Annotated in this window: 12 protein-coding genes; 9 read left to right on the top strand and 3 right to left on the bottom strand. The window is 68.4% G+C overall.

Annotated features, from left to right (window positions below):
* Window positions 1-29 precede the first annotated feature (29 nt).
* The 7 genes from HS104_02570 to HS104_02540 all read left to right on the top strand — a co-directional run bounded on the left by HS104_02570 (window position 30) and on the right by HS104_02540 (window position 8,014).
* Window positions 30-1,028 carry a MoxR family ATPase gene (locus HS104_02570; protein MBE7478861.1) on the top strand — a complete coding sequence of 333 codons (999 nt, stop codon included), beginning with the start codon at window positions 30-32 and terminating at the stop codon, window positions 1,026-1,028.
* 6 nt (window positions 1,029-1,034) lie between these two features.
* Window positions 1,035-2,006: a DUF58 domain-containing protein gene (locus tag HS104_02565; protein MBE7478860.1), complete on the top strand. Its 972-nt coding sequence runs from the start codon at window positions 1,035-1,037 to the stop codon at window positions 2,004-2,006.
* Window positions 2,003-3,892: a VWA domain-containing protein gene (locus tag HS104_02560; protein ID MBE7478859.1), complete on the top strand. Its 1,890-nt coding sequence runs from the start codon at window positions 2,003-2,005 to the stop codon at window positions 3,890-3,892. Before HS104_02565 ends, HS104_02560 begins: the two co-directional genes overlap by 4 nt.
* A gap of 175 nt (window positions 3,893-4,067) precedes the next feature.
* Window positions 4,068-6,857, top strand: coding sequence for a VWA domain-containing protein (locus tag HS104_02555; GenBank protein ID MBE7478858.1), 2,790 nt, complete (start codon window positions 4,068-4,070; stop codon window positions 6,855-6,857).
* Between the two features lie 29 nt (window positions 6,858-6,886).
* Window positions 6,887-7,201 carry a hypothetical protein gene (locus HS104_02550; protein MBE7478857.1) on the top strand — a complete coding sequence of 105 codons (315 nt, stop codon included), beginning with the start codon at window positions 6,887-6,889 and terminating at the stop codon, window positions 7,199-7,201.
* A gap of 199 nt (window positions 7,202-7,400) precedes the next feature.
* Window positions 7,401-7,607, top strand: coding sequence for a type II toxin-antitoxin system VapB family antitoxin (locus HS104_02545; protein ID MBE7478856.1), 207 nt, complete (start codon window positions 7,401-7,403; stop codon window positions 7,605-7,607).
* The gene (locus HS104_02540; GenBank protein ID MBE7478855.1) at window positions 7,598-8,014 is read left to right on the top strand and encodes a PIN domain nuclease; all 417 of its coding nucleotides are present in this window, start codon (window positions 7,598-7,600) and stop codon (window positions 8,012-8,014) included. Before HS104_02545 ends, HS104_02540 begins: the two co-directional genes overlap by 10 nt.
* Here the strand turns inward: HS104_02540 and HS104_02535 are convergent, their stop codons facing one another.
* Window positions 8,015-8,242, bottom strand: coding sequence for a hypothetical protein (locus tag HS104_02535; protein MBE7478854.1), 228 nt, complete (start codon window positions 8,240-8,242; stop codon window positions 8,015-8,017).
* Window positions 8,243-8,365: 123 nt separating this feature from the next.
* Here HS104_02535 and HS104_02530 point away from each other — a divergent pair, with 123 nt between their 5' ends.
* Window positions 8,366-9,130, top strand: coding sequence for a hypothetical protein (locus HS104_02530; protein ID MBE7478853.1), 765 nt, complete (start codon window positions 8,366-8,368; stop codon window positions 9,128-9,130).
* 33 nt (window positions 9,131-9,163) lie between these two features.
* Here the strand turns inward: HS104_02530 and HS104_02525 are convergent, their stop codons facing one another.
* On the bottom strand, window positions 9,164-10,729 hold the full coding sequence (locus HS104_02525) for an AbgT family transporter (GenBank protein ID MBE7478852.1): 1,566 nt from the start codon (window positions 10,727-10,729) through the stop codon (window positions 9,164-9,166).
* Window positions 10,730-10,776: 47 nt separating this feature from the next.
* A complete protein-coding gene (locus HS104_02520; protein MBE7478851.1) occupies window positions 10,777-11,964 on the bottom strand; it encodes a GAF domain-containing protein in 1,188 nt (395 codons plus the stop codon).
* 92 nt (window positions 11,965-12,056) lie between these two features.
* Between HS104_02520 and HS104_02515 the strand changes: the two genes are divergently transcribed.
* A complete protein-coding gene (locus tag HS104_02515) occupies window positions 12,057-13,097 on the top strand; it encodes a radical SAM protein (protein ID MBE7478850.1) in 1,041 nt (346 codons plus the stop codon).
* The last annotated feature ends 7 nt before the right edge of the window (window positions 13,098-13,104 follow it).

Raw genomic sequence — 13,104 nt, 5'->3', positions numbered from 1 at the left:
GATTGATTCACGGACTCGAAAGAGGGCAGATGTCGGAAGAAGAAGCCAAGGCAGATATCGAGAAGTTCCGCCAGAAGATCGGCGCGCTGCGCGAGGAGATCGCCCGCGTCATCGTCGGGCATCGCGAGGTCGTGGACGGCGTGATCACCTGCATGCTGGCCGGGTCCCACGCGCTGCTCGAGGGCGTGCCGGGTCTCGGCAAGACCATGCTGGTGCGTACGCTGGCCGAGTCGGTGGGCCTGAACTTCACCCGCATCCAGTTCACGCCGGATCTGATGCCGGCGGACATCATCGGCACGACGGTGATCGAGGAGAGCTCGAGCGGGAAGCACATCTTCGAGTTCCGGAAGGGCCCGGTGTTCGCCAACATCGTGCTGGCCGACGAGATCAACCGCGCCACGCCGAAGACGCAGAGCGCGCTGCTCGAAGCCATGCAGGAGCACCGCGTGACGGTGGGCCGCACGACCTACACCATCGAGGAGCCGTACTTCGTGCTCGCCACGCAGAACCCGCTGGAGATGGAGGGCACCTACCCCTTGCCGGAGGCGCAGCTCGACCGGTTCTTCTTCAAGCTTCAAGTGCCGTTCCCCAGCCGTGAGGAGCTGCACAGCATCATCGAGCGCACGACCACGGAGTACGTCGCGAAGGTCGAGCCGGTGGTGAGCGCCGAGGACATCTTGGGCATGCAGAAGCTGGTGCGCACCGTGCCCGTCGCGCGCCACGTGCAGGACTACGCGGTGCGCCTGCTCCAGGCCACGCACCCGGACGGTCCGGACGCGCCGGAAAAGGTGCGGCGCTTCGCCCGCGTGGGGGCCTCGCCCCGCGGCGCACAGGCGGTGCTCCTGGCGGCCAAGATCCGCGCGCTGTTCGAGGGGCGCTTCGCGGCCAGCGTGGACGACGTGAAGGCGAGCGCGGCCCCGGCTCTGCGCCACCGCATGCTGCTCAACTTCGAGGGCGAAGCGGAGGGCGTGAAGACGGACGACTGCATCCGGGAGATCCTCGAAGAGCTTCCCGAAGCCAAGACCTGAGCCGGCATGGGAGTCCTGGACGTCTTCAAGCGCGCGGCCGCGCCGGTCTCCCGGCGTCTGGGACCGGTGTCGCGGCGCTTCGGCATGCAGAAGCCGGAGAAGGCGGACCTCTTCGACGACGACTTCCAGAAGAAGCTCGAGACGCTGGCAATCGTCAGCCGCCGCGTGTTCGCCGGGCGTCAGCGCGCCGATCGCCGCACCAAGAAGAAGGGCAGCGGCATCGAGTTCGCCGATCACCGCGACTACACCGCGGGTGACGACTTCCGCAGCGTGGACTGGAACATCTACCAGCGTTTCGGCCGCCTGCTCGTGCGCCTGTACGAGGAGGAAGAAGACCTCAGCATCTACTTCATCGTGGACACCTCCACGAGCATGGGCTTCGGCGACGGCCGGAAGTTCGACCAGGCCCGGCGCCTGGCGGCGGCGCTCGCCTACGTGGGCCTGGCGAACCTGGATCGCGTGACCATCGTCGCGGCCACGGACGAGATCGTGGCGCGCATGCCCACCACCCGCGGCAAGGGGCGCATCTTCAAGGTCTTCGACTTCCTGCGCCGCATCCACTGCGACGGACAGACGGGCCTCGCGGACAGCCTGAAGACCTTCGTGGCGCAGCACAAACGCCGCGGCCTGGCCGTGCTGATCAGCGACCTATACGACCCGGCCGGCTTCGAGGCGGGCATCAACGTGCTCCGCTACAACAAGTTCGAGCCCTATGTGCTGCACATCGTCGATCCGGCGGAGGCGCACCCGACGCTCAAGGGCGACGTGCGCATCTACGACTGCGAGACGGGCGAAGAGCGCGAGGTGACGGTCACGGCGAAGATGCTGGAGCGCATGGAGCGTGCCTGGAACGAGTACAAGGACGAGATCGAGCGCTTCTGCACCAAGCACCAGGTGCCCTATTTCGCTGCTGACGTGGACACACCCTTCGACGAGCTGGTGCTCCGGGTGTTCCGCCGCGGAGGGTTTCTGCGCTGATGTTGTTCGCCGGCCTGCCCTTCGCGACGCTCGTCACCATCGCCGCCGTGGCCGGCGGGCTCACCACGCTGTTCTACATCCTGAAGCTGCGCCGCCGCCCGGTGGCGGTGCCGTTCAGCCGCATCTGGGAGCGCATCCTACGCGACAAGGAGGCGACCAGCTGGTGGTCGCGACTCAAGCGCCTGCTCTCCCTGCTCTTGCAGCTCGCGCTGCTCACGCTGCTCATCCTGGCGCTCGGGGATCCGCGCATCACCGGCAGCCTGATCCAGGGCCGTAACATCGTGGTGTTGGTGGACGCCAGCGCCAGCATGAAGGCCACGGACGTGAAGCCCACGCGCTTGGCTCAGGCCAAGAGCGAGGTGAAGAAGCTGGTGCGCGGGATCGGCGGCTCCGATCGCATGATCATCGCGCAGATGGACGCCGCGATCATGCCGCTCTCGACCATGACCGGCGAGGTCGGCGATCTGGACGTGGCGGTCGATCAGCTGCGGGCGACCGACACCCGCGCGGACGTGAAGCGCGGGCTGCGCTTCGCGCTCGACAGCCTGCGCGGGCTCAGCAAGCCGGAGATCGTGCTGGTCAGCGACGGCGCCGTGGGTGATCCCAAGCTCCTGAGCGAGGGGCTGGACTTCGAGGGCGTGGAGCTGCGCTACGTGCCGGTGGGCAAGAGCGGCAAGAACGTCGCGGTCACCGGCTTCTCGGTGCGGCGCTACCCGCTGGACAAGGCGCGCTACGAGGTGATGCTCGAGGTCACCAACACCAACGACGAGCCGGTGGACGTGGAGCTCACGCTGATCGGCGACGGTCAGACCGTGGACGTGACCCGGCTCTCGCTCCAGCCGAACGAGCGCCTGCCGCGCTTCTACAAGGATCTGGCCGGTGCCAGCCGCACGCTGGAGGCCAAGCTCAAGCTGGCCAGCGGCGAGAGCGACGACCTGCCCGCGGACGACCACGCCTACGCGCTGATGCCCGAGCGCCGCCGGGCGCGCGTGCTGGTGGTCACGCCCGGCAACACCTACCTGGAAGCTACGCTCCTGCTCGACGAGTACCTGGACGTGACCAGCGTCGCGCCCGCCAAGTACCCGCCGCCCGGCAACTTCGACGTCACCATCTTCGACGGCGTCGCGCCCGCGCTGGCGCCCAACACCGGCGGCTCGCTCTACCTGAACCCTCCGGACGAAGGCAGCCCGGTGAAGCTCGGACGCGGCCTCACGGAGTTCGGCTTCGACGTCTGGGACAAGAAGCACCCCATCGTGCGCTGGATGAGCATGGGCGACATCCAGGTCGCCAAGGGCTTCTCGTTCAAGCCGGAGAAGGAGGACAAGGTAATCGGCGCCAGCGAGGCTGGGCCCATCCTGGTCGCGGGCCGGCGCAGCGGGCGCAAGTTCGTGGCGCTGGGGTTCGATCCGCGAGACTCGGATTTCGTGCTGCGCGTGGCCTGGCCGCTCTTCGTGCTCAACACCATCAACGACTTCATCGAGGAGGACACCTCCTACGTTTCTTCGTTCTTCACCGGCGACGTCTGGCACATCCCGGCGCCGAGCGGTGCGGAGGTCGCGACGCTGAAGTCGCCGGACGGCAAGACGCACAGCGTGCCGATCAAAGAGGGCCGCGCCGTGCACCTGGGGGACCAGGCCGGGTTCTACGAGCTCGTCGTCAAGACCGAGCCGGAGCCGACCACCAGCATGTTCGCCGCCAACCTCTCGAACATCGACGAGAGCCGGATCAAGCCGAGCGACACGCTGGAGCTCGGCGGCAAGCCGACGGCGCTGCCCAGCGGCTTCGATCCGGGGATGCGCCGGGAGATCTGGCTCTACCTTCTGCTCGCCGCGCTCATCGTCTCGACCATCGAATGGTTCACGTATCACAAGAGGCTGACGGTATGAGCGTGGAGCAAGAGAATTGCGCCACGGCGCCACGACGCCACGAACGCCACGAAGAGAAGAGAAATTCTTTGTTCGGAGAGTTCGGAGCGCGCTTCGCGCCGTTATTGGAAATGCTGCCCGTTGCGTCGTTGCGTCGTTGCGTCGTTGCGCAGAATTGTGTTCGTGAGGGAAGCGCATGACCCCCCGCGTCAAGAAGCTCCTCTGGGGGGCGTTCATCCTCGGCGTAGGCGTGCTCTTGTTCTGGGCCTACCAGCGCTACGTCGTCGGGCCCCACGCGCCGGCCTTCAAGTGGGTGAGGGAGGGCAAGAACTACGAGCTGCTCGAGCCGCGCACGATCGGGCTGGTCCTGATCACGCCGCTGCTCCTGTTCGTCATCGGCCGCTCGCTCGCGGATCTGCCCTGGCAGCAGCGCATCTTGGCCGTGCTGTTCCGGGTGGCGTTCATCGCGCTCATATCGCTGGGGCTGGCGCGACTGGCGCGCACCGCCGAGACCTCGAAGGTGGCCACGGTGTTCGTGGTGGACGTCAGCGACTCCGTCGAAGATCCCTCGCTGGAGGACGCGAAGAAGACCATCGAGGCGGCCATCGACGCCCGCGGCAAGGAGGACGTGGTGCGCCTGATCACGTTCGCGAAGCGCCCGCGCCTGATCGAGCTGAAAGAGGAGGGCGGCAACCCGGTGGTCCCGCCCATCGAGGAGCTGCGCCACGGGACCAAGCAGGCGCTGGAGAAGCTCGGCGTGGACAAGCCCGGCGCCGGCAGCGACGTGCAGGCGGCGATGCAGCTCGCCTACGGCGTGTTCCCGCCCGGGTTCCTGAAGCGCGCCGTGCTCGTCACCGACGGCGTGGAGACGAACGGCGATCTGCTCGCCGAGTCGAACCGCGCCCGGGGCTTCGACGTGAAGGTGTTCACCGTGCCGTTCCGGCGGCCCCCACCGGGCGAGGTGGCGCTCCGCAACATGCAGGTGCCGGAGAAGGTGGACATCGGCCAGCCGTTCGAGGTCGTGGCCAACGTCTACTCCAGCCGCAAGACCACGGCCCGCGCCCAGCTCTACATGGGCGAGGCGCTGAACGGTCTGGACGGCGTGAAGGATCTCGAGCTCAAGGCCGGCGAGAACGAGGTCAAGTTCAAGAGCGTGGTGCGCGTCGGCGGCCAGGTCACCTACGCGCTGAAGCTCCAGGACATCAAGGACGACAAGTTCCCGGAGAACAACCAGTACGCCGTCACGGTGGACGTCCCGGGCCGCCCCACGGTGCTCTACGTCGAGGGCCAGCCGCAGCGCGCGACCTACCTCTCGGGCGCCCTCACCGCGCAGCAGTTCGACGTGGACGTGCGTACGCCGAGCGCTTTCCCCAGCAGCGTGAAGGAGCTCGAGCGCTACGACTTCGTGATCGTCTCCGACGTGCCGAAGGAGGCGTTCGGTGAGGCCAACCAGGACGTGCTCGAGAAATACGTGCGCGATCTGGGCGGCGGCTTCCTGTTCGCGGGAGGCGAGGCCGGCTACGGCCTGGGCGGCTGGGCCCACACCACCATGGAGCGCATCCTGCCCGTGCGCATGGACGCCGAGCGCAAGAAGGAGATGCCCAGCGTCGCCATGGCGCTGGTCATCGACCGCTCCGGCTCGATGACGGGCCTGCCCATGGAGATGGCGAAGAGCGCGTGCAAGGCCACGGTCGGCACGCTGGAGGGCGACGACCTGATCGAGGTCATCGCCTTCGACTCCACGCCCATCCGCTACGTGAAGTTCCAGCCCGCCCGCTATCGCAGCCGCATCAACAACGAGATCGCGCGCATCCAGCCCGGCGGCGGCACCGAGATCTTCCCGGGTCTCGACATGGCCTACCAGGACATTTCAGTGGCCCAGGCCCGGAAGAAGCACGTCATCCTGCTGACCGACGGCCGCGCCCCGACGCAGGGCCTGAAGGACGTGGTGCAGGCGATGATCGCGGAGAGCATCACCCTGACCACGGTGGGCCTGGGCGACGGCGCCGACCACGAGCTCTTGCGGATGCTGGCCGACACCGGCGGCGGGCGCTACCACGCGGTGCCGGACCCCAACAGCTTGCCCAAGATCTTCACGCGCGAGACCGAGATGATCGCGCGGCAGGCGGCGGTCGAGGAGTGGTTCCCAGTGCAGGTGGTGCAGAACGCCGACTTCCTCAAGGGCATCTCCATCGGCTCGGCGCCGCTGCTCCACGGCTACGTCGCGACGCAGATGAAGGAGGCCCCGGCGCAGCTGATCCTGGCCGCCGACACCGGCGAGCCGATCCTGGCGCGCTGGCGCGTGGGTCTCGGCCACACGCTGGCCTGGACCAGCGACGTGAAGAACCTGTGGGCCGTGGACTGGATCCGTTGGGCGGGCTTCGGGAAATTCTGGGGCCAGCTGGTGCGCGAGCACATGCGGCACAAGCACCGCCGCGAGCTCGACATGAAGACCGAGGTCGTCGGCGGCAAGGTGCACGCCGTGGTGGACGCCTTCACCGTGGACGAGCGCTTCGACAACGAGATCGAGAGCAAGCTCTTCGTGATCGGCCCCGAGCCCGGCGGCGAGCGCCGCGAGGTGCCGATGCGCCAGACCGCGCCCGGCCGCTACGAGGCCGATTTCCAGCTCGACAAGTACGGCTCGTTCTTGCTGCGTGCCGAGCACAACAAGACGAACAAGAAGGGCGAGGTCTCGAGCGTGGGTCAGAGCTTCGGCCACGTCTCGAACCCCTACCCGCGGGAGTACGCCAGCTTCGAGCCGGATCTGGAGCGCCTCTCACGCGCGGCGCTGGCCGGCGGCGGCAAGGTCGATCCGGAGCCGAAGGAGCTGTTCGATCCGGCGGGCGAGAAGATCGTCTACTTCGAGCAGCTCTGGAGCCGCTTCATCCTGGCGGCCATCGTGATGTTCTTGCTCGACCTGCTCGTGCGCCGAATCCGCATGTTCGATCGCAAGTTCGTGCCGAAGAAGAAGCGGCACGCGAGTTGAGCTTGATCTTGCCAGCAAGGGGCGGCGCAGTGTTGGACCTACGAACGGTGATCATCCTCGCCGCCGGCTTTCTCGCCGCTTGTTCGTCGAGCAGCGAGGACGCGGCGAGCTGCCCAGCTTGCGAAAAGGAATACACCGGGTGTTACGCCGAGGGCCAACAGGAAGCCGCCAATTTCCAGATCACCAAGCGAGGCGACGGCCAGTGTACCGGGAAATTCCAGAGCTCCCCGGTCCGGCTGGAGTGCACGCCGCTCAGGTTGTGCTTCGAGGCATCCGGCAACTGCCTCGACGCCGAATATGCGGACGGAATCCTGAAGGTCGTAGGATCGATGAAGTGCGATTGAACATCGGCCAGCGGAGGGCGAGGACTCGACCGGAGAGGCCTGGTCAACCTGACCCGATAGCCCCCTCGGAAGCTTCCGCAACGCCGCCGAGTGGGCGTGCGAGAGGGACGACGTCGCGAGGGTCAGCTCAGCCGGCGGCCCGCGCTCCCCGGGCCGCGTCACGATATGCATCTTTCTCTCATGCATGGCATACTGAGGTATGCATCGAACCACATTGGTCATCGACCCTCGGAAGCTGAGCAAGGCGCGGAAGCTCCTGGGAACCAAGGGCATCAAGGACACGATTGAACGCGCCCTGGACGAGGTGATTGCCTACGAGGCGCGACGCAAGGCCGTGGAGCAGCTGCGAACGATGGATGGTCTCGAGCTCGACGACCCCAAGGTCATGGCCCGCGCGTGGCGCTGACGTTTCTCGCGGACAAGAGCGCCCTCGCGCGGCTGGCCCGGCCGACGGTAGCCGCTCGTCTCGCGCCCCTCCTGGTGGGCGGCGACGTGGCGACTTGCTCGGTGATCGAGCTGGAGATCCTGTTCAGCGCCAAGTCCCATGCGGATCTCGTCGCCACCCGCAGCGTCCGGCGTGCGCTGCCCTCCGTCGACATCGAGCAGATGGACTTCGACCGAGCGATCGACGTTCTCGAGGGCATGGCGCGGGCAGGGCACCACCGCGCTGCCAGCATTCCGGACCTGCTCATCGCTGCCGTCGCAGAGCGGCACCAGCTAACGGTGCTCCACTACGACAAGGACTTCGACTTGATAGGGCGGGTCACCGGCCAGCCCACCGAGTGGGTCGTACCAGCGGGCAGCGTGCCATGACTACGCGATCACCCGGTTGGTGACGCGCGTCAGGGGGATGACGAAGTCGAGCTTCGTGACTTTGCCCTCGGGCGCCGAGGCGGGCGTGATGGTTGGCGTCGCCGTGACCCGCGCCTCGGGGTCGTCGCAGCCGATGTTCGGCCCGCCTGGGCCTCCGCCATCCTTCGAGCTCGAGCCGCAGCCGGCTGCGCCCAGCGTGACCAGCATCACCGCTATGGAGGGTCGCACTCCGGGGGGGGACATCACGGCTGACACGACTGCCCGGCGGTACTGCCGCGAAAGACCGCGCACGGCGGTTGCCTGCGTCGCGCGAGGCTTGAGGTGACGGCGGAGGAGAGTAGATTCGACGCCATGTTGCGCGCGTTGATCAGCGGAGCGATTGGGTTGTCGGTCGCGGCCTGCGCCACGGAGCGGAGCGCCTCGCCGGGAGCGCGGGGCGGCGAGAGCGCTTCGCCGCAGGCGGTGGGTCGCGCGCCGGAGCCGCGCGTCGAACCCGCGAAGGCGGCCAGCCGCGCCATCTGCCCGGCGGACGAGCCCCATACGCGGGTTGCCTTCGAGGAGGTCCGGGAAGGTGCCGCGCTCGTGCTGACGACCTCGGAGGACATCGGGGATCTCCGCCGCAGGGCCGCCGGGCTGTCGCTGCCCGACACCCTGGAGCGCTCGGAGCCGCGGCTCGACAACATCCATGCCGGTGTGCGTATCGTCTTCGAGGCCGAAGACGGCGCCGAGGTGTCCTCCCTTCGGCACGACGTGAACGAGCACGCGCGGCGGATCGTCGATGTGTGCGGCTTGGTGCTCGGGCCGCCGCACGAGCCAGCGAGCGGTCCAGCTCAGCCGCTCGAGCCACAGAAGAAGAGCGAGCCCAAGCGAGCCAAGGACGACAGGGGAAAGCCAGCCGACGCCAAGAAGCAGAACGCCGTCGCCGGCGGGTCGAAGGCGGACGCGAAGCCCAAGTCGAAGCCCGAGTTGGCCCCGAAGGCGAAGCCCAAGGAGCCGGCCAAGCCGGCGGAGGCGCCCAAGCCGCCGGCCAAGGAGCTGCCCAAACGAAAGCAGCCGGTGCCGCCGCTGCCCGGCATCCCACGGCAGCCGCTCCCGCCGTCGCCCGACGCAAGCTGAGCCTCGCGGCGGGTCACGCGAGCCTGCTCCGCTTCACGGATATCCGTACGGCGCCGCTACGCCGAGCGGGATGCCGGCGCCCCAGAAGGCCAGGAGGAACAGCGTCCAGCTCACGATGAACGCCACCGAGAACGGCAGCATGAGCGAGGTCAGGGTGCCGATCCCGGTGCCCTTCACGTAGCGCTGGCAGAACGCCACCACGAGCGGGAAGTACGGCATCAGCGGGGTGACGATGTTGGTGGTCGAGTCCCCGACGCGGTACGCGGCCTGGGTCAACTCGGGGGAAATCCCGAGCTGCATCAGCATGGGGACGAAGATCGGCGCGAGGAGCGCCCACTTCGCCGACGCCGATCCGATCACCAGGTTCACCGTCGCGCACAGGACGATGATCGCGAGGACGGTGACCGGTCCCGGCAGCGCCATGGACTTCAGCACCTCGGCGCCCTTGACGGCGAGCAGCGCGCCGAGCTGACTCTTGTTGAAGGCGTAGATGAACAGGGACGCGAAGAACGCCATCACGATGTAGTAGCCCATCGTGGACATGGTCTTGCTCATGCCGGCGATGGCGTCGCGGTGCGTCCGGAAGGTTCCGGAGGCGAAGCCGTGGGCCAGCCCGGGCAGCAGGAAGAGCAGGAAGATCAGCGGCACGATGGACTGCATCAAGGGCGCTGCGAACGCGGTCAGCTCCCCGGTGGGTGCGCGGAAGGGCGAGCTCTTCGGCACCGAGAGCGCGACCAGAGCCGCGATCCCCAACACGAAGGCGAGGCTGCCGGCCCTGAGGCCTCGCCGCTCCTCGGGGGTGGTCTCCGCCATCTTCGGCATGTCCGCCGGGTCGCCGTCGATGGCGATCTTCTTCAGCCGCGGCTCCACGATCTTGTCGGTGACGTACCAGGCGACGAGCACGATGAGCAGGCTGGAGACCGCGGTGAACACCCAGTTGCAGAGCGGGTTGACCTGGCGCTTCGGGTCCAGGATCTGCGCCGCCTCTTGGGTCAGCCCTTGCAGCAGCGGATCGAGCCCCGACGGCACCGGGTTGGCGGAGAAGCCCCCGGACACGCCGGCGAAGGCCGCAGCGATGCCCGCCAGCGGGTGGCGACCCGCGGCCGCGAAGATCACGCCGCCGAGCGGGATCACCAGCACGTAGCCCGCGTCCGCGGCGGTGTGGCTCAGGATCGCCACGAACACCAGCATCGGCGTCAGGAGCTTCTTCGGCGTGACCGCGAGCAGACGCTTGAGCGCGGCGTTGATGAAGCCGCTCTGCTCGGCGACACCGACGCCGAGCAACGCGACGAGCACCACGCCGAGCGGGTGGAAGCCCGTGAAGGTCTTGACCATGTCGGCCAGGAACGTGGTGAGCGAGGTGCCCGAGAGCTGGTTCACGACCTGGCGCGCCTGCATCCCGGTCTTCGACGGGACCTGGAACGAGTGGCCCGACAGGAGCGCGGACGCGACCCAGGTGAGGAGCAACGCGAGGACGAAGAGCAGCGCGGGATCCGGCAGCCGATTGCCGATGCGTTCGACCCAGCCGAGGGCGCGGTCCACGACCGACTTCGGGGGCTCCGGGGGATCTTGGGTCTCGAGCTCGGGTTTGCTGGCCACGGAGGGTCCATACCCCGAGCCCGCCGCAGTGTCTCCGGTCCCCGCCCCTAGCGCGTCCTGGGCAACGCCGCCACGAAGCGCGTGCCTCTTCCTGGCGAGCTCTCGACGCTGAGCGAGCCGCCGGCCCGCACGACGGTCGCGTAGACCAGCGCGAGCCCGAGCCCCGTGCCGTGCTGCTTGGTGGTGAAGTATGGCTCGAATACGCGCGCGCGCGTCTCATCGTCCATGCCCGCGCCGTCGTCCACGACCTCCAGGATCAGCCGGTCGTGGGTCACCAGATCCTCGGGGTTCGGCTCGCGGAGCACGATGCCCACATGGCCCGAGTCGGAGATTGCATCGCGGGCGTTCGCGGCCAGGTTCAGCAGGATCTGCTCGAGCTCCTTCGGGTCCAGAGACACGACCGCGTCCTCGGCGCGGTCCTCGATGGTCACCGTGGCTCGCCCGGCCAAGAGCGCGTTCAGCGCGGCGTGCTCGCGCTCGAGCAGCCGCCGCACGTCGGTGGGTCCGCCGGCCAGCGGGGCCGAGCGGCCCAGCTCGAGCAGCTGCGTGGCCAGGGTGTGAACCAGGTCCACCGCATGGCTGATGTCAACCGCCGCCTGCGCCACGCCCGGGTCCGCGTGCCGCGTCAGGCGCTCCGTCGCCAGCGAGAGGCTGGTGAGCACATTGTTGATGTCGTGGCCCACCGCGCGGGCCAGTCGCTGCAGCGCCTCCGTCTTCTGGCTCTCGAGCGCCTGCTCGTTGTGGGCCATCAGCGACGCCTCCAGCGTCAGACGGTCGGACTGCTCGAACAGCAGCGCGACCATGTCGGCGACGGTGCTCGCGAAGTCGATGTCCTGCTGTTGCCAGGCGCGCGCGGGACCGACGTGCTCGTGGCAGACCACGCCCACGATGCGCCCGCCGCGGATGATCGGCGCGTCGAGCATCGACGTGATGCCGTTCGGGGCCAGGTACCCGTCCGTCAGCTCGTGCGTGGCCGGATCGGTGCGCGCGTCGTCGGCGGCGATGGCCCGGCGCGAGGCGAGCGCCGCGAAGTAGTCCGGGTGATCCTTGGCGAAGAGCGAGGTCCCAGCCGAGAACGAGCGCGTGGCCGCGGTGTAGAGCTGCATGCAGTCGATGCGCTGATCGCGCGCGTCGAAGAGCCAGATCCCGACGCGCTCGACGTTCAACGCGCCGGCGCTGATCGCGAGCGCGTGCCGTGCGCCCACTTGACGCGCCTCGTCGCCTTCGACGCGCAAGCGCGCCAGCCTGAGCCTCGCCGTTTCGTAGCCTGCCCGCCCCATGAGGTGCCTTGGGCCGACTATACGCCTTTCCGTGCTACACCGCGCGAGTGGCTCGCCCCCACCTGTACGCCCAGCTTCCCGAGGATCTGACCGCGCACCTGGGGCGAGCCGGCGTGGCACTGACGGCGGACGAGGCCCGGCGCTTGATGGCCGCGGCGTTCGACTCGCGCCCGCCGAAGCAGCCGCTGTCGAAGGCCAAGCTCGAAGCCGTCGAGCGCGAGCTCGACGCGACTCGGCTCGAGCTCTTGGAGAAGGTCGAGAACCCGAGCGACCGTTTCGTGAAGTACCTGTTCCGCTCGCCGGACGGGGCGCTCTCGGAGGCGGTGCGCATCCCGCTGGAGAAGCCGGGGCGCTTCAGCGTGTGCCTGTCGTCGCAGGTGGGCTGCGCGATGGCCTGTCAGTTCTGCGCCACGGGCCGGCTGGGGCTCAGCCGCAACCTGGAGACCTGGGAGATGGTCTCGGCCTTCCTGCGGGTGCGGGACGAAGCGCCCGGACGCGTCGTCGGCGCGGTGTTCCAGGGTCAAGGGGAGCCGCTCCAGAACTACGACGCCGTCATCCAGACCGCGCGCGTGCTGTCGCATCCCTGCGGCGCGCGCGTCTCTGGGCGCTCGATCACGATCTCGACGGTGGGGCTGGCGCCGCAGATCCGCCGCTTCGCCGCGGAGCGGCACCCATACCGGTTGATCGTGTCCTTGACCAGCGCGCTCGAAGAGCGGAGGAAGAGGCTCCTGCCGGTCGCCGGCAAGGTCTCCCTCGAGGAGCTGGCGCGTGCCGTTCACGAATACGCCGCGGTCGCCAAGCACGGCCGGCTCACCCTGGCCATGGTGCTGATGTCCGGGGTCAACACGGACGCCTCCGAGGTCCGCGAAATCCAGCGCCTGTTCGGCGACCTGGACCTGCGCATCAACCTGATCGACGTGAACGATCCGCGCCCCGACGGCTTCCGGCGCGCCTCCGACGCCGAGCGCAAGGCCTTCATGAGCGAGCTCCAGCTGCTGAAGGCGCCCATCGTGCGCCGCTACTCGGGAGGCGCGGAGAAGCACGCTGCCTGCGGGATGCTGGCGGCCGAGCGGGTGGGGAGCGCCTGAGCTGGAG

Source organism: Polyangiaceae bacterium (assembly GCA_015075635.1).
Classification (GTDB): domain Bacteria; phylum Myxococcota_A; class Polyangia; order Polyangiales; family Polyangiaceae; genus JADJKB01.
The sequence above is the reverse complement of the archived record's forward strand: the minus strand, read 5'-3'. Positions and strand labels throughout refer to the sequence as shown.

Bases quoted from the DNA above. Each gene is read 5' to 3' on its own strand.
- HS104_02570 (MBE7478861.1), top strand. From the start codon at position 30: ATGTCGGAAGAAGAAGCCAAGGCAGATATCGAGAAGTTCCGCCAGAAG.
- HS104_02565 (MBE7478860.1), top strand. From the start codon at position 1,035: ATGGGAGTCCTGGACGTCTTCAAGCGCGCGGCCGCGCCGGTCTCCCGG.
- HS104_02555 (MBE7478858.1), top strand. From the start codon at position 4,068: ATGACCCCCCGCGTCAAGAAGCTCCTCTGGGGGGCGTTCATCCTCGGC.
- HS104_02545 (MBE7478856.1), top strand. From the start codon at position 7,401: ATGCATCGAACCACATTGGTCATCGACCCTCGGAAGCTGAGCAAGGCG.
- HS104_02530 (MBE7478853.1), top strand. From the start codon at position 8,366: ATGTTGCGCGCGTTGATCAGCGGAGCGATTGGGTTGTCGGTCGCGGCC.